The 21,506-nt window shown below is 33.7% G+C and carries 16 protein-coding genes, 1 tRNA gene and 1 pseudogene; 7 read left to right on the top strand and 11 right to left on the bottom strand.

Annotation, left to right across the window (positions count from 1 at the left end):
- Window positions 1-3: 3 nt before the first annotated feature.
- Window positions 4-732, bottom strand: a complete 729-nt coding sequence (locus tag H3S74_RS09660) for a 1-acylglycerol-3-phosphate O-acyltransferase (protein ID WP_198200183.1) — start codon at window positions 730-732, stop codon at window positions 4-6.
- Window positions 733-817: 85 nt separating this feature from the next.
- On the opposite strand from H3S74_RS09660, the gene mnmD reads away from it, so the two are divergent.
- The gene (gene mnmD / locus H3S74_RS09655) at window positions 818-1,531 is read left to right on the top strand and encodes a tRNA (5-methylaminomethyl-2-thiouridine)(34)-methyltransferase MnmD (RefSeq protein WP_198220440.1); all 714 of its coding nucleotides are present in this window, start codon (window positions 818-820) and stop codon (window positions 1,529-1,531) included.
- Between the two features lie 49 nt (window positions 1,532-1,580).
- Here the strand turns inward: mnmD and H3S74_RS09650 are convergent, their stop codons facing one another.
- The 5 genes from H3S74_RS09650 to dapB all read right to left on the bottom strand — a co-directional run bounded on the left by H3S74_RS09650 (window position 1,581) and on the right by dapB (window position 9,120).
- Window positions 1,581-5,381, bottom strand: a complete 3,801-nt coding sequence (locus H3S74_RS09650; protein ID WP_198247764.1) for a translocation/assembly module TamB domain-containing protein — start codon at window positions 5,379-5,381, stop codon at window positions 1,581-1,583.
- 1 nt (window position 5,382) lies between these two features.
- Entirely contained in the window at window positions 5,383-7,065 is a 1,683-nt protein-coding gene (locus H3S74_RS09645) for an autotransporter assembly complex family protein (protein ID WP_181414675.1), read from the bottom strand.
- A 53-nt stretch (window positions 7,066-7,118) separates the two neighbouring features.
- On the bottom strand, window positions 7,119-7,658 hold the full coding sequence (gene hpt, locus H3S74_RS09640) for a hypoxanthine phosphoribosyltransferase (protein ID WP_110447667.1): 540 nt from the start codon (window positions 7,656-7,658) through the stop codon (window positions 7,119-7,121).
- A gap of 160 nt (window positions 7,659-7,818) precedes the next feature.
- Complete coding sequence (gene tadA, locus H3S74_RS09635) at window positions 7,819-8,289, bottom strand: tRNA adenosine(34) deaminase TadA (RefSeq protein ID WP_110447668.1); 471 nt, start codon at window positions 8,287-8,289, stop codon at window positions 7,819-7,821.
- A gap of 9 nt (window positions 8,290-8,298) precedes the next feature.
- On the bottom strand, window positions 8,299-9,120 hold the full coding sequence (gene dapB, locus H3S74_RS09630) for a 4-hydroxy-tetrahydrodipicolinate reductase (RefSeq protein WP_110447669.1): 822 nt from the start codon (window positions 9,118-9,120) through the stop codon (window positions 8,299-8,301).
- Window positions 9,121-9,254: 134 nt separating this feature from the next.
- Here dapB and H3S74_RS09625 point away from each other — a divergent pair, with 134 nt between their 5' ends.
- Entirely contained in the window at window positions 9,255-10,448 is a 1,194-nt protein-coding gene (locus tag H3S74_RS09625; RefSeq protein ID WP_198247763.1) for an MFS transporter, read from the top strand.
- Window positions 10,449-10,485: 37 nt separating this feature from the next.
- On the opposite strand, the gene H3S74_RS09620 is transcribed toward H3S74_RS09625, so the two are convergent.
- A complete protein-coding gene (locus H3S74_RS09620; protein WP_110447671.1) occupies window positions 10,486-11,097 on the bottom strand; it encodes an FKBP-type peptidyl-prolyl cis-trans isomerase in 612 nt (203 codons plus the stop codon).
- 210 nt (window positions 11,098-11,307) lie between these two features.
- Here H3S74_RS09620 and bamE point away from each other — a divergent pair, with 210 nt between their 5' ends.
- Complete coding sequence (gene bamE / locus H3S74_RS09615) at window positions 11,308-11,763, top strand: outer membrane protein assembly factor BamE (protein ID WP_198247762.1); 456 nt, start codon at window positions 11,308-11,310, stop codon at window positions 11,761-11,763.
- A gap of 80 nt (window positions 11,764-11,843) precedes the next feature.
- On the opposite strand, the gene H3S74_RS09610 is transcribed toward bamE, so the two are convergent.
- Complete coding sequence (locus tag H3S74_RS09610) at window positions 11,844-12,218, bottom strand: DUF5362 family protein (protein ID WP_110447673.1); 375 nt, start codon at window positions 12,216-12,218, stop codon at window positions 11,844-11,846.
- A gap of 125 nt (window positions 12,219-12,343) precedes the next feature.
- Here H3S74_RS09610 and dusA point away from each other — a divergent pair, with 125 nt between their 5' ends.
- From dusA to H3S74_RS12720, 4 genes and pseudogenes are all read left to right on the top strand, one after another.
- Entirely contained in the window at window positions 12,344-13,270 is a 927-nt protein-coding gene (dusA, locus tag H3S74_RS09605; protein ID WP_110448048.1) for a tRNA dihydrouridine(20/20a) synthase DusA, read from the top strand.
- Window positions 13,271-13,366: 96 nt separating this feature from the next.
- The gene (rep, locus tag H3S74_RS09600) at window positions 13,367-15,382 is read left to right on the top strand and encodes a DNA helicase Rep (protein ID WP_198201135.1); all 2,016 of its coding nucleotides are present in this window, start codon (window positions 13,367-13,369) and stop codon (window positions 15,380-15,382) included.
- Between the two features lie 307 nt (window positions 15,383-15,689).
- Window positions 15,690-15,766, top strand: a tRNA-Arg gene (locus H3S74_RS09595).
- Between the two features lie 74 nt (window positions 15,767-15,840).
- Window positions 15,841-16,376, top strand: a pseudogene (locus H3S74_RS12720) (terminase TerL endonuclease subunit); the annotation flags it as partial.
- A 25-nt stretch (window positions 16,377-16,401) separates the two neighbouring features.
- Here H3S74_RS12720 and H3S74_RS09580 read toward each other — a convergent pair.
- The 3 genes from H3S74_RS09580 to H3S74_RS09570 form a co-directional block, all read right to left on the bottom strand.
- Complete coding sequence (locus tag H3S74_RS09580; RefSeq protein WP_198247759.1) at window positions 16,402-17,022, bottom strand: hypothetical protein; 621 nt, start codon at window positions 17,020-17,022, stop codon at window positions 16,402-16,404.
- A gap of 986 nt (window positions 17,023-18,008) precedes the next feature.
- On the bottom strand, window positions 18,009-20,312 hold the full coding sequence (locus H3S74_RS09575; RefSeq protein WP_110447699.1) for a TonB-dependent receptor domain-containing protein: 2,304 nt from the start codon (window positions 20,310-20,312) through the stop codon (window positions 18,009-18,011).
- Window positions 20,313-20,402: 90 nt separating this feature from the next.
- Complete coding sequence (locus H3S74_RS09570; protein ID WP_110447700.1) at window positions 20,403-21,254, bottom strand: hemin ABC transporter substrate-binding protein; 852 nt, start codon at window positions 21,252-21,254, stop codon at window positions 20,403-20,405.
- Window positions 21,255-21,506 lie beyond the last annotated feature (252 nt).

Here is a 21,506-nt window from a genome sequence, read left to right as displayed (position 1 = left end):
CAATTATTTGTTATTTAATTTAGTCACTTCTAAATTAATTTGGGCAATTTTTTCTGACATCAATTGATAGCACTGTTCCATTAATATTCTAGCATCTTCTTTACGTAGATTTTGGGTTTCGATTGGCGGAAGCATCTCAACGATCATATGTCCATTATTAAGGCGGTTAAGTTTTATATTATTGGTATCTGATACGCAAATTGGCACAATAGGAACGCCAGCGGCTATAGCAGCTTTAAAGGCACCAGTTTTAAATGGTAATAATCCGCGTCCACGACTTCGAGTACCTTCGGGGAACATCCATATAGATATTCCTCGTTTTTTTATTTCGTTAACAACTAAGTTAATGGTGTCTCGAGCTTTTGATTTATTATTACGGTCAATCAAAATATTGCCTGTTAAGTAATAAAGTTGTCCAAAAAAGGGAATCAAAGCAAGGCTTTTCTTACCCACTGTAACGGTTTTGGGTTGTACAATGTCAGCAGCAACCACCATATCATAGTTGTTTTGGTGATTAGCAATAAATACGCAACTGCCTAAATTGTTAATATTTGCTTGTCTACGTGTATCAACCTTTACACCTAAAATTGGTTTGAAGAAAAAACTAAAAAGATGGGCAAATCTAGCCACATTTTTAGGGTTACGAGGATTGAATAAACAAAAAATAACGCCTAGCACACAAGTTATAATACCAATAAATAACACACTGATTAAGCGAAAAAGAAAAACCATAATTTACCTCATAAGTTAACTTAGCGTATTATATACGTAATCTATATGAATATACAGTTTGTTAAATATCGCTTAAAGGATGTTTATGCTCGAATCAACTATCATTTGGGATGATAATCAAATTCCACTCTCTCGTTACTTTGATGATGTCTATTTTAATACTGACGGTGCAGTAGATGAAACTCGTTATGTTTTTATTGAAGGGAATTGTTTATATGAGCGATTTTTACAACATCAGCAAGAGACTTTTACTATTGGTGAAACCGGTTTTGGTTCAGGTTTAAGTTTTTTAGTTGCTTGGCAAACTTTTAAACAATTTAGACAGAAAAATCCAAATAGTAATTTGAAAAAATTGAATTTTTTTAGTGTTGAAAAATATCCTTTATCTGCCAGTGAAATATCAAAAATTCATGATAAAGTTATTAATAGTGAAGATTCTCTATCGCCATTAGCTAAGCAATTGCAAGATTTCTTAATAAAATCCGATGTTGGCAGTTTAGATGAAACGAATTTATTGATATGTTATGACGATATTAGCTGCTTTGCCGATTTCCTAGTTCAACAAAATAGTTTAATTGATGCATGGTTTTTTGATGGATTTTCGCCAGCCAAAAATCCTGATATGTGGAATGAATCTTTATTTAAACGTTGTTATCAATTAACGAGAGAAAAAGGAACATTTGCAACTTTTACCGCAGCAGGTTTTGTCCGACGTAATTTAATTAATGCTGGATTTAATGTTGAAAAACGGAAAGGATTTGGTATAAAACGTGAAATGCTAATCGGCCAAAAAATCTAAATTAGTTCGCCAATTTAACTTTTGGCGAACTAATACGAATTAACTACTATTAATTAAACTCGAATTGATAGATAAGATCTAGTGTTTGCGCAATACCAGAAGCTGCTTCGACATATAAATTTGGCAATAAACGATAACGTAAGGTAAATGTAGCTAGTGAGTCAAATATACCTACACCATATTTTAGCTGTAGATGAGGTAATATATAACCACTTACAACCACTTTTGAATTATTTCCTGCCCCTTGAGTATCTAACGAGAGATTCTTAATGCCAAATGCATTACCTATATCACCGATAAATTGTCCTGTTTTGGCGGTTCCAACACCAACTAAAAACGCTGTCATCATATCATTATCACTTTGGTCAGAACTATCAAGACCTTGACCGCGAATTAGATAAGAGAGAGCTTCTTGTTGTGACATAGCCGGATCGGAGAAAATCTCAATTTTAGGATCTGTTGATGATCCCTTAACTCGGATACCTGCCGTAATATTACTGTTATCCATTGCTTCAGGATTACGAATGGCTTCTATGTCTAACATAGCTTGGTCCGTTGGACCAGAAAAAGTGATAATGCCTTTATTAATGATTAAGTCTTGACCATAAGCATGAAATCGACCGTTAGGAATTAATATTTCACCGTGTAAGTCTAGTCCTTTATTCGTCTGTGTTGCAATGAGTTTACCTTTTAATGAGGCTTGCAAACCAAAAGCATCTACCGTGACTTTATCACCGATATTGATTTCAATATGACTATTAATTTTCATACCAAATTTTTGTGCTTGAACCTGTTTGTGGTTTCGATCCAACATGACTTCATCTGGTGACACATCAATACTTGATGGTGGAAGCGAATCAACAGTGATTTTACCTTTAGGAATTGAAACTTTACCAAGAATTGTCAGTTCATCTTGTGTTGCTTCTATTTTAATATCTGGAATGACTGACATGACAATCATTGGTGGCACAGTGACATCCATGGCTGCACCATTAACATTTAAGGTTGCTTGCCATTTTTCCAAATTATTCCAACTGGCTTGACCATTAATATTAATATTACCTGATTTAGTGGCCAATATTCCTTTCATTGTTGAAGTTTTACCATTGAATTTAATATCAAGCATAGCCGATTTGATATCGATTGGTAATTGGCTAGATTTTATGTCACTATGTTTTAAATTGATACCGCCGGTTAAACTAGGATCGATTAAAGAACCAGAAAATTTAACCATACCATTGATGGCGCCATTAGCATATTCATCTTTGCTTAATAGCGGATTAATAATTGCTAGGGCTAAATTATCGATGTTGAGTTGACCACTTAAATCTTTCTTCCCAGTTGGATCATTTATTGAAAGATCACCATTTATTTTACCTAATTTATTTAAACCAAAACGCCAATCTAATTTAGCTTGTTGTTCATTAAATTCTGCATTGATATTAAACATATCAAATGGTATTGGCAGAGCTTGATTATTGATCATCTGTTTAATATAAACTCTATTACTGGTTATATTGGCTTTGATACTTGGAATTTTGCTAGCATCATTGAATTTAATATCTGCTTTGCCATTAATAAAACCATTAATTTTTGTTTCACCATCAGTAGGTATAGGTAATTTAGCAAGATCAATATCTTTTAGTGTTATAGTTGTCTGGTTATTGTTAGTTATTGACAAAGATTTATCTAAACAAATACTAGAATTATTGCTACGCCAACAATGTGCACCTATAGTTGGAACGTGGTTAGTAATATCATAAGATAGAGAGATAGGTTTAGCTAATTGCCAACGATTATTATTAGCTAATGTAAGTAAACTATGCGGTATATTTGCGGTCCATTTGTTCTGTTGTTTATCTAATTGTCCACTCAATGATGTTACCATCGATAATGGGCTACCTTCAAAACTTATGTTTAAAGCGTGGCGAGCTTCATTACCTGATAGTTCAATATTAGCTTTTTTAATATTTTGGTTAGCGATATCGATATTTTGAGCAATTAGCTTCAATTGCCCGCTAAGTTGATCGTTGTATTGGATTTTGCCTGATAGATTTGCTTTAGCGATTGAAATATTTTCATAATTTAAATCGTTAATATTTATATTGTTTTCAATAACAGGTGAGGCTTTATTACCTGTCATTCTAATATTTCCTATGATGGCGCCATTTAGATTATCAGCTAATAATGACAAAGAATTTAAATTAAGTTGGCTATTTAAATTACCTTTGTCAGTAGAACCACTAATATTTAATTGGTTTTTGCCCCAAAGCATAGTTAGATTTTTGGATACTAAAGTACGATTAGAATCGATAAATAGATCGCCATTAGCTGAAAAATTAGCTTGTTTTATGTTACCTTTTAATTGTATATCAGGAATCTTTAATTGCCATAAATCACCTTCGAGCATACCCGAAGTTTTTAGTTGACCGGCTAAGCGAATAGGAAAGGTTGGTAACTCTTTAGTTATATCAACATTATTAAGTTTAACACTAGCATCCCATTTAAGAGCTTTTTGCCAATCTAATTGACCGGTAAGATTAATATCACCTTGTGGAAAATTAATATTGGCATGCTCAAAAGAGGCAGATTGGTTGGTACCATCACCAATAATATCAACAGAAGTATCAGGTAAGTCATCTCCCTTAATCAAACCTTTAGCAAGCATATTATATTTTTGTGCATTGCCATTTAAGCTTATAGCAAAATTATCAAGCTGATATTGCGGAGTTCCCTCAATTGGCCATTGGATATGTTTACCTTCTAGTTTTGTAATTAATGGTAAATATTTTTCAATAAAATTTATCTGCCCTTCAATAGCAATTTGATTTAACCCAGCAACATGAGTATAAGTTGATAATTTACCTAATAAGTGTCCTGAAAACTGCCCATTAAGATGATTTTTCTCTGTATCGGCCTTAACATAAGCAAAAATAGGCCAATTATCACCTAAGGTTATTTCACCTGATACATAAGCATGACCACTCGAATAAGGTGTTATTGCATTGGTGTCGACATGTTTAACCATAATATGATTATTAATCATCTCTGTTTTGATATTCACTTGATTGAAATGATAATCTTGCCCTGCAATGTGTAATAACCAATTGTTCCCGGTTAAACTTGTAACATTAATATCGAGTGGAATACTAACTTGTGGCAGTGAGTTTATTAAAGGTTGATTAAATAGTTGCCTAATTTGTTGGTCAAGCGGTAGATTATCATCTATCTGGTTATTAGACTTTTTTGCAGGATAATCTGCAAATATTGCTTGTAAATCCATAGCAATAGCAGGATATACATAGATTTTTTCATTGACCCAGTTAGCTTTGCCTGTAAAGTCTGACATACCAAATTGCATATCGTTAACTTTTACTATGACATCTGAAATATGGGTTTGTTTTAATTCAATAGGTAATGGTGTTTTAATTATTTGTCGTTTTTCTGACGTTGATTCATCAGGTGAAAGTTCTATTTCGTCAGTATTAATTACAACATTAACCCCATCAGCATCAAATTGTTTAACACAAATTTTTGTCTGTATTAAACATAAACCAGACAATTTGAATGTTGCATCTTTCACCTGTACATTGACACCAGGTAGTTCAAGTGACAGTCCTTTAATATGTAAATCATGGAATGTACCTTCAACTTGTGCTATTTTTAATTCAGGTAAATATTTATTAAGAACATAGGTTGTTAGTTTTACACCTAAAGAGGTGTAAATCATTAAAATTATAAACGTGGTAAGGAAAACAAAAATGGAAAGCACGACAATGCTACGTTTTTTCCATTTACGTATTCGTTTTATTTTTTCAGCCTTTTTCGCTCTTATTGGATTTTTTGCCATTTTATAGTTCGCTTCCTAAACCAATATATAGGTGTATTGAGCCTTTATCTTTTTTATTTAGTGGTGTTGCTAAATCAAACTTAATTGGCCCAACAGGAGAAGCCCAGCGAATACCTAGGCCGGTACCGGTATAAAATTTAGCTGTATCGACTTTATCTATTGCTTCTCCAGTATCAACAAAAGCAGCACCCCACCAAGAACCGGTTAGGTTGTATTGGTATTCCGCTGATCCTGTGATCATTTTTGAAGCCCCCTTAAGTTTACCTTTTTTATCTTTAGGTGAGATAGATTGATAGCTGTATCCACGAATACTGCGATCACCACCAGCAAAAAATCTAAAAGAAGGTGGCACTCTATCAAAGTTACTTGCTTGAATAATGCCGAAATTACCTCTAGCTATAAAACGATGTGATTGTTTAATTGAACGAATCCACGTTTGTTGGGCTTGAAAACGGACTAAATTAATATCAGATCCTAACGATTCGGCAGCGCCTTCAACCGAATAACGTTGAGAGTCGCCCCACATAGATAATAAATTACCGTCATTACGAATACGCGAAATACTAAGTGATGGATAGTATAAAAAGGTTTTAAAACTTGCATCCCCTTGAGTAAAGTCGTCATGTAACATATTAAAACCTAGAGCTGTTTGCCAACCATCAAAGTTATCCCAATTACGCAGAGCACCTAAGGTATAAGAGCGCGAGTAGGTATCATTATTATCAATTTTTTTATAACCACCTTGAATGGTATAGTATTGTTCAATAGGTGATTTTTTCAAAGGTATTTTATAACTCATCGTAATAATTTGCTCAGGTGATGATAGAGATAAATTACTTTGAAAACTATGTCCTCGGCTATTGATCCAAGGTTTATTCCAACCAATTTTACCATGCACGCCGTTATCTGTTGAAAAACCTAAACCCAGATCCATGGCATTTTTTTTACGTGGCGTGGTTACCACATCAATAGGTAACGCTTTGTCTGCTGTTAGATTAGGAAAATCCGGTGTAACAACCACTGAGTTAAACCAGTTTGTTGAACTAAGGCGTCGGTTTAATAATGATAGCTGTTCAGCCGAATATTCATCCCCCTCTTTAAAAGGTACGATGTTGGCAAGATAATCTTGGCGAATTTTTGCGTCTGGAAATTTAACCTCGCTAAACTTATAGCGTTTACCGGTATTAAAATCGATATTCCAAAAAGCTTGATGATCGTATTGAGATACAGCTAATTGATGGGTTGGCATTTCAGCATCAAAATAGCCTTTTTTTAATGATAAGCTTTCTAAGCCTTTTTTGAATGCTTCGTAAGTGCCATGATTTAAAATTTCACCGATTTTAGGCAGTTGTTTAGCTAATAATTCTTGAAAATCTTTATCTTGTTTACCTTCACCATTAATATTAATATTTAATTGTTTAATTCTAACCGGTTCGCCAAGTGATACTTTAACAACGAGGATTTTAGGATCACTTTCGTCGTAACTAAAAGTAGGGGAATAATACCCTAATGCTCGGAGGGCTTTTTGTGCTTCACTTTCAAAATATCGCTTAAAACTAGACGAATTATTGATTTTATCTGGTGTGATTAACGAAATGCGTGCATCAACGTTTTCCGCAAGTTCTCCCGACAATCCTTTAATTGATAACTTCATATCGGCATAACTTGATGTGGCTGTTACCATTAAAAGTACGCATAATGAGCGAGAAAATCGTGACACATACACCTCGATAAAGTTTAGGATTCAAGTAATTTTACATGCCCAATATATGGTAAATGGCGATAATGCTGCGCATAATCTATACCATAACCTACTACAAACTCGTCAGGAATTGAAAAACCGATATACTTTACAGGTACTACAACTTCACGGCGTGAAGGTTTATCTAATAATGTACAAATCTCGATACTACGAGGATGACGTAGTTTTAAAATAGCCATTACCTTGCTAAGCGTATTGCCAGTATCAATAATATCTTCAACAATCAGTACATCTTTGTCACGAATATCTTCATCTAAATCTTTTAAAATTTTGACATCTCTATTACTTACCACTGCATTGCCATAACTTGAGGCCGTCATAAAGTCGACTTCGTGACCAACGCTAATTGCTCGGCTTAGATCTGCCATAAAGATAAAAGAACCTCTTAACAAACCAACTAAAATAAGCTCATTTTGACTGCCTGCATAATCTTGACTTATCTGTTGACCTATTTCATTTACCCGCTTTTGGATATCTTCAGCAGATATCATGGTTTCTAATGTATGTTTTTTCATTAATAATGCTCAGTATATATCTTAAAAAATCAGAACAGATTTTAGCAATTTTCGCAGGTAAAAAGAATAACTAAGCCAATATTTTATCAAATAATTAACAAATGATTTATAGAATTCATTTTTTAATATTAAGTCAATGGTTAACTGTAATATGACAATATTATTTATTTTGTTTTTTTTCTAAACGACGTTTTTTGAAAAAGTTGCTTAACATTGAGCTACATTCACTAGCTAAAACACCACTAGTTATTTGGGCAAAATGATTAATGCCCGTTCTGGAAAGAATATTGATATAAGAACCAGCAGCACCAGTTTTATAATCACTAGCACCATACACTACACGTTTGATTCGACTATGTATAATAGCACCTGCACACATAATACAAGGTTCAAGAGTAACATACAATGTTGTATTGACTAAACGGTAGTTGTGTAAAAATCGACCTGCTTGTTCAATCGCCATGATTTCTGCATGAGCAGTTGGGTTATGCTTAATAATTGATTGATTAAATCCTTCACCAATAAGTTGTCCGTTTTCATCAACAATTACTGCGCCGACCGGAATTTCTCCTATAGATTCAGCGCATTTTGCTAATTCTAATGCATGACGCATCCAAATTTCATCTGTCATGCTTTAATATTATAAATTATTTAGATTAAGTACATCACGCATATCATAAAGTCCAACCGGCTGCTTAGCAAGCCATAATGCAGCACGTACTGCTCCATTAGCAAATGTCATTCGACTTGAAGCTTTATGACTAATTTCAACTCGTTCCCCAACATCAGCAAAGATAGCAGTATGTTCACCTACAATATCACCAGCTCGAATAGTAGCAAAACCAATTGCACCTTTTTGTCTTTCTCCGGTATGGCCTTCTCGGCAATAAACTGCACGTTCATTTAAGTTACAACCAAGTGCATCAGCAATAGCTTCGCCCATAGCAAGAGCGGTACCTGATGGGGCATCGACTTTATGACGATGATGGGCTTCGATAATTTCGATATCAGTATAATCACCCATAATTTGGGTGGCTTTTTCGAGTAATTTAAGTACTAAGTTAACACCAACGCTGAAGTTAGCAGCAAATACAATTGCAATTTGTTGTGCGGCATTAGCAATTGCTTGTTTACCTGCTTCATCAAAGCCAGTTGTGCCGATTATCATCATTTTCTTATGTTCGACGCAAAAAGTTAGATGTGCTAGAGTCCCTTCAGGACGAGTAAAATCAATTAATACATCAAACTGATCTTTTGCTTTTAATAGATTATCAGTGACTTTTACACCACACAGTCCAATACCAGCAAGCTCACCAGCATCACTACCTATCAACGATGATCCTTCTCTTTCAAAAGCAGCGCCTAAAGTCACACCTTCAATTTGGGATACGGCTTGAATGAGTTGACGACCCATCTTACCTCCAGCGCCAGCAATAGCGATGCGAATCATACTTGTAGACATATAACTTTCCTTACATTATCACCTTATATACATAAACAAATATTATAGCGGAAAACTATTAAGTTATATACCAGCTAAAAGGCAAAATGTTATACTTTGTTCCTATTATTCTTATAATAAAAATAGGATACGTTATGTGTTGTAAATGGTATTTTGGATGGAACATTGTTATTGCTGCTGCATTGTTAACACTGCTCTCAAGCGGATTACGGATGAGTATGGGGGTATTCTTTTTACCTATCGCCAATGATCTGCAATTTAGTCGTAGTACTTTATCAAGTATTATTGCTATTGGTATGCTGTTTTCAGGAATTGCGATGCCAATAGCCGGCTATTTAGTTAGCAAATATGGAACACGCTTTGTATTATTATTAGGTTCACTAATTATTATTATTTCGTCTGTTTGGGCAGCTAATATAACTGATTATTGGAATTTTTTGTTATCCTTTGGGATCGCGTTATCTTTTGGTACCTCGTTTGTCGGTTCGGTAAGTTTTACACCGATTGTTGTTCGTTGGTTTAGCAAACATCGCGGATTGGCCTTGTTTATTTTATCGAGTGGCAGTATGGCGGGCATTGCCGTTATGTTACCTGTATTTGCTTATTTTATTCCACCCTATGGATGGCAAACTACATTGATAGCATTTTCACTATTTTTTATGCTGTTAGCTTTACCGATAGCGCTCTTTATTATGAAAGATAAAAAAAGTGATACTGATACAACTGAGAATAATCATGATTTAAAACCTGAAATGACGTTAGGTCAAGTCTTAAAAACGCGACCTTTTTGGCTACTTAGTTTTGGTTTGTTTACTTGTGGATTTAGCATGAATTTACTTGGGACTCACGGTGTTCCTATGTTAATGGATCATGGGTTTGATTCAATAACCAGTTCTTCTGGACTAGGTTTAATTGGTCTGGTGGCAATATTTAGCACATTACTGCTTGGCTATATTTCAGATATTGTGCCACGAAAATTTGTATTAGCTATGATCTATTTTGTTCGGGGTATAGGATTTATAGCATTAGTTATTGCAGCAACGCAATGGCAACTTTATACCATAGCCTTATTAGGTGGGTTAGTCTGGGCTGGCGCTTTATCTTTATCAAGTGCCATATCTGCTGATATTTACGGTGTAAAAATTGTTGGTTTGCTTTCAGGTTTAACCTATTTAGGTCACCAAATTGGCGCAATGATTGGTTCGTGGTTGGGTGGATGGGCCTATGACACATGGCATAATCACTTTATTGCCTTTGGTATAGCCAGTGCTTTATTATTGTTAGCTGCGTTATGTACTTGCTACTTACCTAAAATACGTAATAGTTAAATATAACAAAAATGGACGCTATCTACGTCCATTTTTATTAGAGAACCTTTAACAATTCAACATCAAAAATTAGAGTACTATATGGTGGAATCGACGCTCCTGCACCTTGAGAACCATAAGCTAATTCTTGAGGAATATATAACCGCCATTTTGACCCTTCAGGCATTAATTGTAACGCTTCAACCCAACCACGAATAACACCATTAACAGGGAATTCAGCCGGTTGCCCCCGTTCAACAGAGCTATCAAATACCGTACCATCAATCAACTGCCCAGTATAATGAACTTGCACTCGGTCAGTTGCTTTTGGATATGCGCCAGTACCTTGTTTAACTATTTCGTATTGTAAACCTGATTCAGTTGATTTTATGCCGTCTTTTTTAAGATTTTCCGTTAAAAAGTCTTTTCCTGCTTGGGCAATTTTTTCAGCTTGCTTCGCTTTTTCTTTAGAAGCTTGTTCATGAACGTGACGAAGAGCATCATGCAATTCTTGTAAAGGTAAAGCCGGTTGGTTACCACTTAATACATCTTCCATAGCTAATTTTAGTGCATTAAGTTCTAAATTATTTAAGCCCGACTCTTTCAGTTGCTGGCCAATTTGTAGTCCAATTGCGTAACTTGCTTTTTGCTCAATAGTATCTAATTTCATTTTTTACCTGTCATATTGTTAATATTAAGTTAGTTATTATAGAGCATTACGATTAAAGATAAGAAGAAAAATATCAACTCCTATTAATTATCATCAATATAACAATGCTTTCTAATATAAATTTAGAGAAGAATTTACTATTTTATCTAGCGCTTAGTTAAAATATCAGCGATAATAAGTTTTATTGTATTTTTGAATGGATGATTTTAAATGCCGTTTCGTAAATCTATTTCGCTTGCTATTGTGACCAGTATGTTACTAACTGGTTGTTCACTTGTTGATCGTTGGGTTTATCGACCTGATATCAATCAAGGTAATTATGTAACAAAAGATGCAATAGAATTATTACAAGTAGGCCAAAGCAAAGAGCAGGTGGTATTTATTATGGGATCGCCAATGTTAACCTCATCTTTTGGGGATAATGTTTGGTATTATGTTTTTCGCCAACAGCCACGCCATGGTAATGTGAGCCAAATCACTTATGCCGTTTATTTTGATGGGATGGGGGTAGTGAGTGATATTAAAACTTCTACATTAGAAGGTTCTTTGTCATTAGAGGAAATGAATAAACAGGAAATTTCAGATCCTATTGACATAAAGTCTGAAGATGATAATGATAACCTAACGAATCAACAATCATCAGAACCCGAATCGGAATCAGAATAGAATCAAAAAAACCTCGTTATTATAACGAGGTTTTTTTATGTCTATGTTCAATCAATGTCAAATTCGATTAAATCGGTCTATTAGTAGTGACCACCAATAGAAGAAATAAGCGCTACTATAAGAATCATATAAATGATGAAAAATAAAATAGAACAAATAAAAGCAATTAATGTAAACTTCCAATAGCCATGTAAATTTTCAATAGCTTCAACAAGATTTCGTTCGTTATCAAAATTTGCAGCCATACCAAATGTGCTGCCTGATTTGAATAGTTTTACACCAGCTAAAATTACCGGAATACCGATGATAGCAGATATGATCCCTAAACAAGATAAGGCGCCGATAATTATCATTATAACTCCATAGATTTGTTGCATTATTGCTATAAATTTCATCTGTTTTTTTAACATTTCAGTTGAATTAATAGTAATACTTTTCGGTTGATTAAGATCCATATTTATTCCTTACATTATATATTGTTGTACTATCAAAAAATGGCGGATAGAATAACATTTTATTTTTTTATGTCGAGGCTAATTTGCAAAAAAAATCTATATTAAATCGTTTTTCAATAGCTCCCATGTTGGATTGGACGGATAAGCATTGTCGTTATTTTCATCGTATTTTGACTAAACAGACGTTACTTTATAGTGAAATGGTAACTACAGGGGCAATTTTATTTGGTAAAGGCGATTATTTAGCTTTCAATAGCCAAGAACACCCTTTGAGTCTTCAACTAGGTGGAAGTGATCCTATTGCATTGGCTAAATGTGCAAAATTAGCCGAAGAACGAGGATATGACGAAATCAATCTCAATGTCGGATGCCCTTCCGACCGCGTACAAAATGGTATGTTTGGTGCCTGTTTAATGGCGAAAGCTGATTTAGTCGCAAATTGTATTGATGCCATGCAAAATGCTGTTAGTATTCCCGTTACGGTAAAAACACGTATTGGTATTGATAATCAAGATAGTTATGAATTTTTATGTGAATTTATTGATAAAGTCATGCCTTATAGCGAAACATTTATTGTACATGCTCGTAAAGCTTGGCTTTCCGGACTTAGTCCAAAAGAAAATCGCGAAGTGCCACCTCTTGATTATGAGCGAGTATATCAATTGAAACGTGATTATCCTCATCTAACAATCGCCATAAATGGGGGAATTAAAACCATTGATGAAATCAAGCAGCATTTAACTTTTGTTGATGGTGTTATGGTTGGTCGTGAGGCTTATCAAAATCCTATTCTATTGACGCAAATTGATCAACAAATCTTTGGTTCTGATGCTCCAATTCCTGATCCTATAGCTGCAATACAAGAACTTTATCCTTATATTGAAACGCAGCTAACTCAAGGCGCTCAGCTCAATCATATTATGCGTCATACCTTAGGTATCTTTAATGGTAGAAAGGGGGCTAAACAGTGGCGACGCTATTTGAGTGAAAATGCCCATAAAAAAGGGGTAGGAATTGAAGTTGTTGAACAGGCATTAACTTTTATTCAATAGCGACAAATGTTATGAGATGTTTCGAAGTATGCTTGATTGCACATGCTCGACGGTTCAGTATATACTAGCGAACAATTTTACTTAGGGTTCTCTTCTGTGCGTTTAAATTCAAGTCAACAACAAGCTGTCGAATATGTTTCAGGGCCTTGTCTGGTACTAGCAGGTGCAGGTTCAGGTAAAACTCGAGTAATTATTAATAAAATTGCTTATTTAATTCGGGTAAAAGAATATTTACCTCGACATATTGTTGCCGTGACTTTTACTAATAAAGCGGCTCGGGAAATGAAAGAACGCATAGCCCAATCGTTGAGTAAGCCTGAGGCAAGAGGGTTAAAAATTTCAACCTTCCATACCTTAGGACTAGATATTGTACGTCGAGAATATAAACATCTTGGTATTAAAGCTAATTTTTCACTATTTGATGATCATGATCAATTCGCTTTGCTCAAAGAGCTTACCCAGCAATGGTTAGATGGTGATAAAGATCTTATTAATCAGTTACGTTCAACTATTTCGAATTGGAAGAATGATATTGTTGATTCAACCATTGCAATGGCGAGAGCACAAACTAATAAAGAAAAGCTATTTGCTCATTGTTATCAACTTTATGAAAAGCAACTTAAAGCATGTAGCATATTAGATTTTGACGATCTTATTTTATTACCGACATTGCTATTAAAAACCAATGAAGAAGTTAGAGAAAAATGGCAAAACCGTATTCGTTATCTATTAATTGATGAGTATCAAGATACCAATACTAGTCAATATGAATTTATTAAATTATTGGTAGGTAGCCGAGCTAAATTTACGGTTGTCGGCGATGATGATCAATCAATTTATTCATGGCGTGGTGCCCGTCCTAAAAATTTAGTTTTACTCAAGCAGGACTTTCCTCAACTAGAAGTAATTAAGTTAGAACAAAATTACCGATCATCAGGAAGAATATTAAAAGTTGCCAATATTTTAATTGAAAATAACCCTCACATCTTTGAAAAGAAATTATTTTCCGAACTCGGTTATGGAGAACATCTAAAAGTTATATCAGCTGATAATGAAGAACATGAAGCAGAAAAAGTGGTTAATGACTTAATTGGACATCGATTTGCCAATAATAGCCAATATGGTCAATATGCCATTTTGTATCGAGGTAACCATCAATCTCGTTTAATTGAAAAAATGCTAATGCAATATCGAATTCCTTATCGAATTTCAGGCGGTACATCTTTTTTTGCTCGAATTGAAATCAAAGATTTAATGGCCTATCTTCGATTATTAACCAATCCTGACGATGATAATGCATTTATTAGGATTATTAATACTCCAAAACGTGAAATTGGACCTGCAACCATCCAAAAATTAGGGGAGTGGGCAAATCATCGTGGAGTTAGCTTATATCAAGCAAGCCATGATATGGGATTAACGGAATTACTTTCAGGTAAACGCATGGAGACATTGCATACCTTTATTCACTGGTTTGATTCTTTGATTGAAAAATCGCATATAGAGCCGATGGCTGCCATTCATGAACTCTTACATGGTATTCATTATGAAAGTTGGATCTATGAAACCTCATCTTCGCCAACGGCTGGGCAAATGCGCATGCGTAATGTAGAACAGTTGGTGAGCTGGTTAAATGATATGTTACAGGGTGATGATATCGATGAAGGATTAACTTTAGAGCAGGCTGTAGCTAGATTTACCTTGCGTGATATGTTAGAGCGTAATGAAACAGAAGAAGAACTGGATCAAGTACAATTAATGACATTACATGCGTCTAAAGGGCTTGAGTTTCCTTATGTATACTTAATTGGCATGTCAGAAGGATTATTGCCACATCAAACCAGTATAGATGAAGATAATATTGAAGAAGAACGACGGCTTGCTTATGTTGGCATCACTCGAGCACAACGGGAATTGACCTTTTCATTTAGTCGACAGAGAAAACAATTTGGAGAAACAGTTTATGTAGAACCAAGCCGCTTTTTACTTGAACTTCCTCAAGACGATTTAGCATGGCAAGATCAGCGTCATGAATTATCACCTGAGAAAAAGATGCAACAAGGGCAAAGTCGTTTAGCTATGCTAAAAGCACAAATAGCCAATGCTAAATAAAAGACTAATATTTCAATTGAGATAAGACAGCCATCGAACTGCTATCATGATTTATAATTAAATCTGACTAAATTATCAATAATATAAAAAAATTGAGGAAAGGGGTTTTTTAGGCTTAATAATAAATAAATTTTTATTTATTTTTAGCAAAATACCCGATTTTTTATTAGAAAAATTTTCAATATAGCGATTATGCCATTAAATTGATGATATTTTGACTATATAACCTAATAATCGATTAAAAAGCATTGACGGATCAAAATAGCTTTATATAATACTCTGCGTTATATTAATTCTGCTACTTAATGTCTCCTTAGCTCAGCTGGATAGAGCAACGGCCTTCTAAGCCGTAGGTCACAGGTTCGAATCCTGTAGGGGACGCCATCCGAATTTCAAATAAGTTTAAATACATTCTAAAAATCCCTCAATAAGTAGTTTTATATGATAATACTGACACAAGATTATTAACACGGCATTACATTCCTGAATATCTGCTTACTCAGGTGGCTGATAAAAATTGTGAGATATATCGTAAATGGGTAAATAAAGGCTGGATTCGAGTAACGAAAGAGAATTATGTCGACTATGACCAAATTCGTGATAATATTTTAAAAGACAGTGAGCAGTTTAATATTAAGCTAATCGGCTTTGATGTATGCAACGCCACACAATTACGCACTCAATTACAAAATATCGGTTTGGATGTTCAATCATTCCCACAGACTTATGCACGCTATAGCACAATTTCAAAAAATGCTGAAGTATTTATTAGCCGTAAACGAATTAAACACAATGCGATACTGTTCTGACTTGGGCAATCGGTAACGTGGTTATGGGTACAGATGCTAATGCCAATATTAAACCAAATAAAAAGAAAACCGCCAACAAGAGAGACCTTGCGGTTGCTTTTTTAATGTCATTCGGTACTTACTTGCTTGAGTATGGTGAGGTAGATATCAACCTATCAGACGAACAAAAACAAGCGTTAGACTAATTTAAAGGGATTGAGTGAGTTATAATCAAACTCCTTTTTTTACTCTTTCCCATTCTTCTTTTAACACTTGCTGCGTAGATTTCAGTATTTGTTTTTTCAAACCATCAATCTGGACTAAGTGGATATTCATTATAGCTTCTGCATTATCCTTGCTTATTTTTTTATCTGAATATTCAACAGCTGTATCAAATATACTTTGAAGATGACTCGGAACTAATTCTATCGCTTCAGTTATTTTTTCATAGCTTTCTTCACGAGGGTTCAATAGTAATTCTAAATAATTTCTGAGTTTTTTAACTTTATAAATATTTTTATGTATTTCTTCAATTACCGGTTTATCAATTTTACCCGATCGGATGCTAGTATTTAGTTTAATTGTGGATATATTAATTAAGTGGTAGGTATCATTTATGGTTTTTCTTAAATCATTAATCCACGCTTGTCTATATTTTGATAAAACTTCAACTCCTATTTTAGCTTGAATTTCTTGGCCTGTTTTTTCAAGATCTTTAATTAATAATTTTGAGTATTCTTCAAGTGATTTAGATGTTGTTCTTTCGACAGTTCTGTTATTAAGTTTAGCAGTTATTATTCCACCTATTAACGCAATTACAGCCCCTATTAGCGTTCCAATAATATATTCCATGGTAAACTCCATTATTTAATATTATATTTTAATATGTTATTAATAACATACAACACTAAAAAAACATGAATTTAATTTATTGATTATTATATATAATTTTTTTGGTGTAATGAAATCACAAAAAGCTTTGTTTTGATTTTTTTATTATAAATAAAATATCATTAACTATTTGATTTTTATTTTTACAATGAAAAAACCGATAAAATTATTTAACAACAATTAATTATCTTCTAAGTTTCAATGCGGTAGGGATTATATAAAAATTATTAACAAGCAAGTTGTTAATAATAATGGCTTAAGTGTTGTGTATTTTAAAAAGCTTTTTTTATCATCTCCAACATTTAATTCATTTTGGCGAATTAATTGTGTCTAGTTTTCAGTTGCTTTGATACTCATATTGTAGTTTGGTTGTTATTAACACAATTATAGCTTTAGATTTGTTTTATAGTGACTTATTAATAATATCTATTTTTCACATGCTTTTAAATTTTTCAAATAATGATAGAATCTATGGCAGTAGATATAAAACGATTTAAAAGGAATTAAATATGGTGTTAAATGGTTGGGGAGTGTTTTTACTTACCTTGATTATTTATTGGTGGGTTTATTTTGCTGTATTAGCGATTGGTATATTGCTTTTATTCTCATCTCATAAATTTTTAAGAATTACCGGGATATTTTTTATAATTGTTCCTATATGTTGTTATCTTTTCATGTTTCTCTTCTTAATTTTTGCACCTAGATTTTCAGTTGGATAAAAAAGAGCATAATATAACAAAGATTACAATAATCATGTAATTATTTGATTTAATTAAATGATTAAATAGTTTATTTTTGCTTGAAATTAAAGTATAGCTAAAAAGATTAAACTGATTTTGCTATATACTCTTATTATTCAAAAAATAAAGTTAATCAATAGTTATATCAGTTATGATAATCAAATACCCCGCAAAAGCGGGTTATTTGATTCTTGGGATAATTTGATTTTAGAAATCAATGTCTAAACCTAGTTGGAATGTACGGCCAGGTGCAGTAAACATATCTAGGTATTTATGATCTGATGTACTATATAATTTATTATTACTTAGATAATCCCAATATTTTTGATCAGTAAGATTGTAGATCCCTCCATTTAGTTTCACATTTTTGGTGATATTGATATAACCTGTTAAATCAACAATACCATGACCAGCAATTCTAAAGTAATCATCTTTAGATTTAGCAATTGGTTTACCATCATTACCATAACTTTCACGAGATGTTGCTTCAGTTTTTTTGCCTTTTTGGAAAGTTGCCGTAATCGCTACACCATAAAATTTGTTCGGATCGTCCCATGCTAAGCCGATAGTGCTTTTCATTGGGGCAATAGAATCCATTTCAATATATTTATCCCCTAAATAACTCGATTTTGATTTGCCTTGGTTATAACCAATTGCGAATCTGGCACTTAAACCATTAACCGGTTCAATCCATTTTCCGATATTGAATTCACTGCTTAGTTCAGCACCATAAATATAGGCTTTATCACGGTTCTCTGCTTGATAAACAATACGGTTACCAACGCCAACGAAGTTTTTATTATAGCGAGTATAAGCGATAAAGTTTTTATATTTATTATAAAAAGCTGATGATGAAAGTGTCACACCTGATACAGGTTGCCCTTTTAAACCTAATTCAAAGTTGTCACTAGTTTCAGTTTTTAGGTTTGAATCTCCCACTAATACATACTTAGTGCTATGTGCTAAATAAGAGCCATAAAGTTGGTTCTGATTTGGCATTTGTGCAGCTCGCTTATATTGTAAATAAGCAGTAAAATCAGGGGTAATATCATACATAAATGCCATGGATGGTAATACTTTAAAATCGCTATTGCTATTGTATTGTTTACCCAATTGACTACTATTTATTTTTGATAATGACATATTTTCAAGGTTGCGAGGTTTAGTATTTTGGTAAACAGCTCTGACACCGGGAACTAAATAAAAATTATTACTGTCATTAACATTAAAGTTTATCCGATCTTCGAAGAAGCCACCGAGTTGATAACTACGGCTATCGGCTTGAGGTTTACTATAATCTCCATCAGGAAAAAATGATGCATTTGGAGATTTAGCTGATGAGAAGAATGGCGATTCATCTTCGCTCCATTTACCATTTAAACCAGCACTAATGCGTTGATTATCATAACTTTTGATTAGAGTCGTAATAAAGTTATAAGATTTCGTGTTATAGTTAGTTTGGGTATTAAAATTGCCTTTAGTTTTATGACGGAGGTCGGTACTGTCATAAACATTAGTTCGTTGATAATTCAATTGTGTGGTTAAACTATCAATCCAACTGATATTTGTCGGTTTCCATTGATCTTTAATTGCAAGATTGAAACGATTGTTTTTGCTTCTTTGTTTATCAAATGATTCAACTTTTTTACCATATCTATCCCAAGTATCATAATGAGAGTTTTTGGTTTTATTATTGTAATCGATTGTGGTATTGATTAAATGTTCATCGGTCATTTGCCAACCAAAACCAGCTAAGATTGAATTAGAATGCCAATTTTCCGGATAGCTACTGATTGAATCGCCATGATTACGCGTTTGTTGCCCATCGCGTCGGCTTAATACTAAAATACCATTGAGATACTCATCACCACCAGCCATGGTTAAACCTTGGTGATAACTTCGGTCGGCACTGTCATAGTTGTTTTGAAAACCGAAATAGCTGGTTTTTCCTGGATAAAGATAATAACTGGCGGTTTTAGTTTGAAATGATACGGAGCCTCCTAAAGCATTGTTAGCGTTACTTACCGAGGTTGCGCCAGATTGGATATCAACTTTATTATACATATAAGTATCAATATAATCTCGCCCGATACCATAAGAACCAAATCCTGCCCGACCAACACCATTAACTCGACCTTGGGCAATAGGTAATGGCATACCATCAATATCGATTGAAACACGGTTAGCATCTAAACCACGGATGTTATAACCAGTAAATCCACCTCGGTCCCAACTGCTTTTGCCACTACCTGAGCCGGAAATACTACCAGATGCTGATATCAGCGGTTGATAACGCATAATGGTGCCAAAATTAGTCCCACCATCACGGCGAATATCTTGTTCCGAAATTTCGGTATTTGTTCCGGGTTTTTTCGTTGCTTCATGAGCGGTAACGGTAATAGTATCAATATCGTTTTGCTCATTAGGTTTATCAGCAGCAATAGCAGGTAACGCTAAGGTTAAACCTATTGCTAATGAACTGGTATTTTTTAAATATTTAAACTTTAACATGTTAGTCCTTTCAAATCTGATATACTAAATAATAAAGTGCACATCTATTGCTTCAATTATTAAAAATTTTATTAAATTCTTTAAAATAACTTATTGTGGATAAAAACTTTGGAAAAGTATTTTGGCTGCTTCATCAACTCGTGGGCCAATGCCGAACAAATAGCTATCATCAATAATGGTAATTCGATTATTTTTAAACGCTGCAGTTTCAATAATACCTGGAATAGTATTAACTTTATCTAGTCCGCCTAGTTGATCAATTGAATGTTTATTCAATATGATGACTTCCGGATTAAGAGTAATTAATGATTCGGCAGTATAACTTTTAAAGCTATTATGATTAGCAAGATTTTCACCACCAGCAATGGTAATTAATGCATCAATAGTTGTGTTTTTCCCTGCTACTGAGTTAGTTCCTCCCATGCTCATTAAAGCTAAAACCTTAGTTTTTTGTGGGTGTGTAGTAATTTTCGTTTCTAGGTCAGCAAGATTCGTCCTGATTTGATTGATGAGCACTTGACCTTCTTTTTGTTTATCTAATTTAACTGCAATTTTATTAATATTTTCGTAAAGTAATTCAATTGTCCCTGGTACACGTTTCAACGCTAGAACATCTACTTTTGACTGATTAACTTGATCAATAATATTTTCAGGTTCAACATCATTTAACGTGATAAACAGTGATGGTTTTAACGATAAAATGCCTTCAATGTTTAATAATTTCCAATAACCAATTTGTGGCAATTGTTTAACTTTTTCAGGAAAACTACTTGTTTTATCTACGCCGACAACCTGATCACCAGCACCCAGAGCAAACACAATTTCAGTAAGGGCGCCGCCGGCAATAACGATTCTTTGACTAGCTGAACAAACATTAATAAAGCTATTAATACTGAAAATTAGCAAAAATAGCACCAATTTTCCCATAAACTTCTTTTTCATGATTTATGTACCTACCATGGCTTAAAAATTAGACTGGATAATATAGTGAAAATGATAACCATTATCAACATAAAATCTATAGGGATTTGCTGTAGCAGGGCAAAAAAAAGCAAATTTAAGAATAAAAATAAACTTTTTTTTAAATAAATAATAAATTTATAATCAATAAATTATAAAAATAAAATTGAAAAAATTTTTTCAAATACTCCCAATTATTAGCTAAATAATCAACAATTACAGCTATAAATGCAG

Source organism: Gilliamella sp. W8126 (assembly GCF_016102185.1).
Lineage (GTDB): Bacteria > Pseudomonadota > Gammaproteobacteria > Enterobacterales > Orbaceae > Gilliamella > Gilliamella apis_A.
This window is presented reverse-complemented; position numbering and strand designations above follow the sequence as displayed.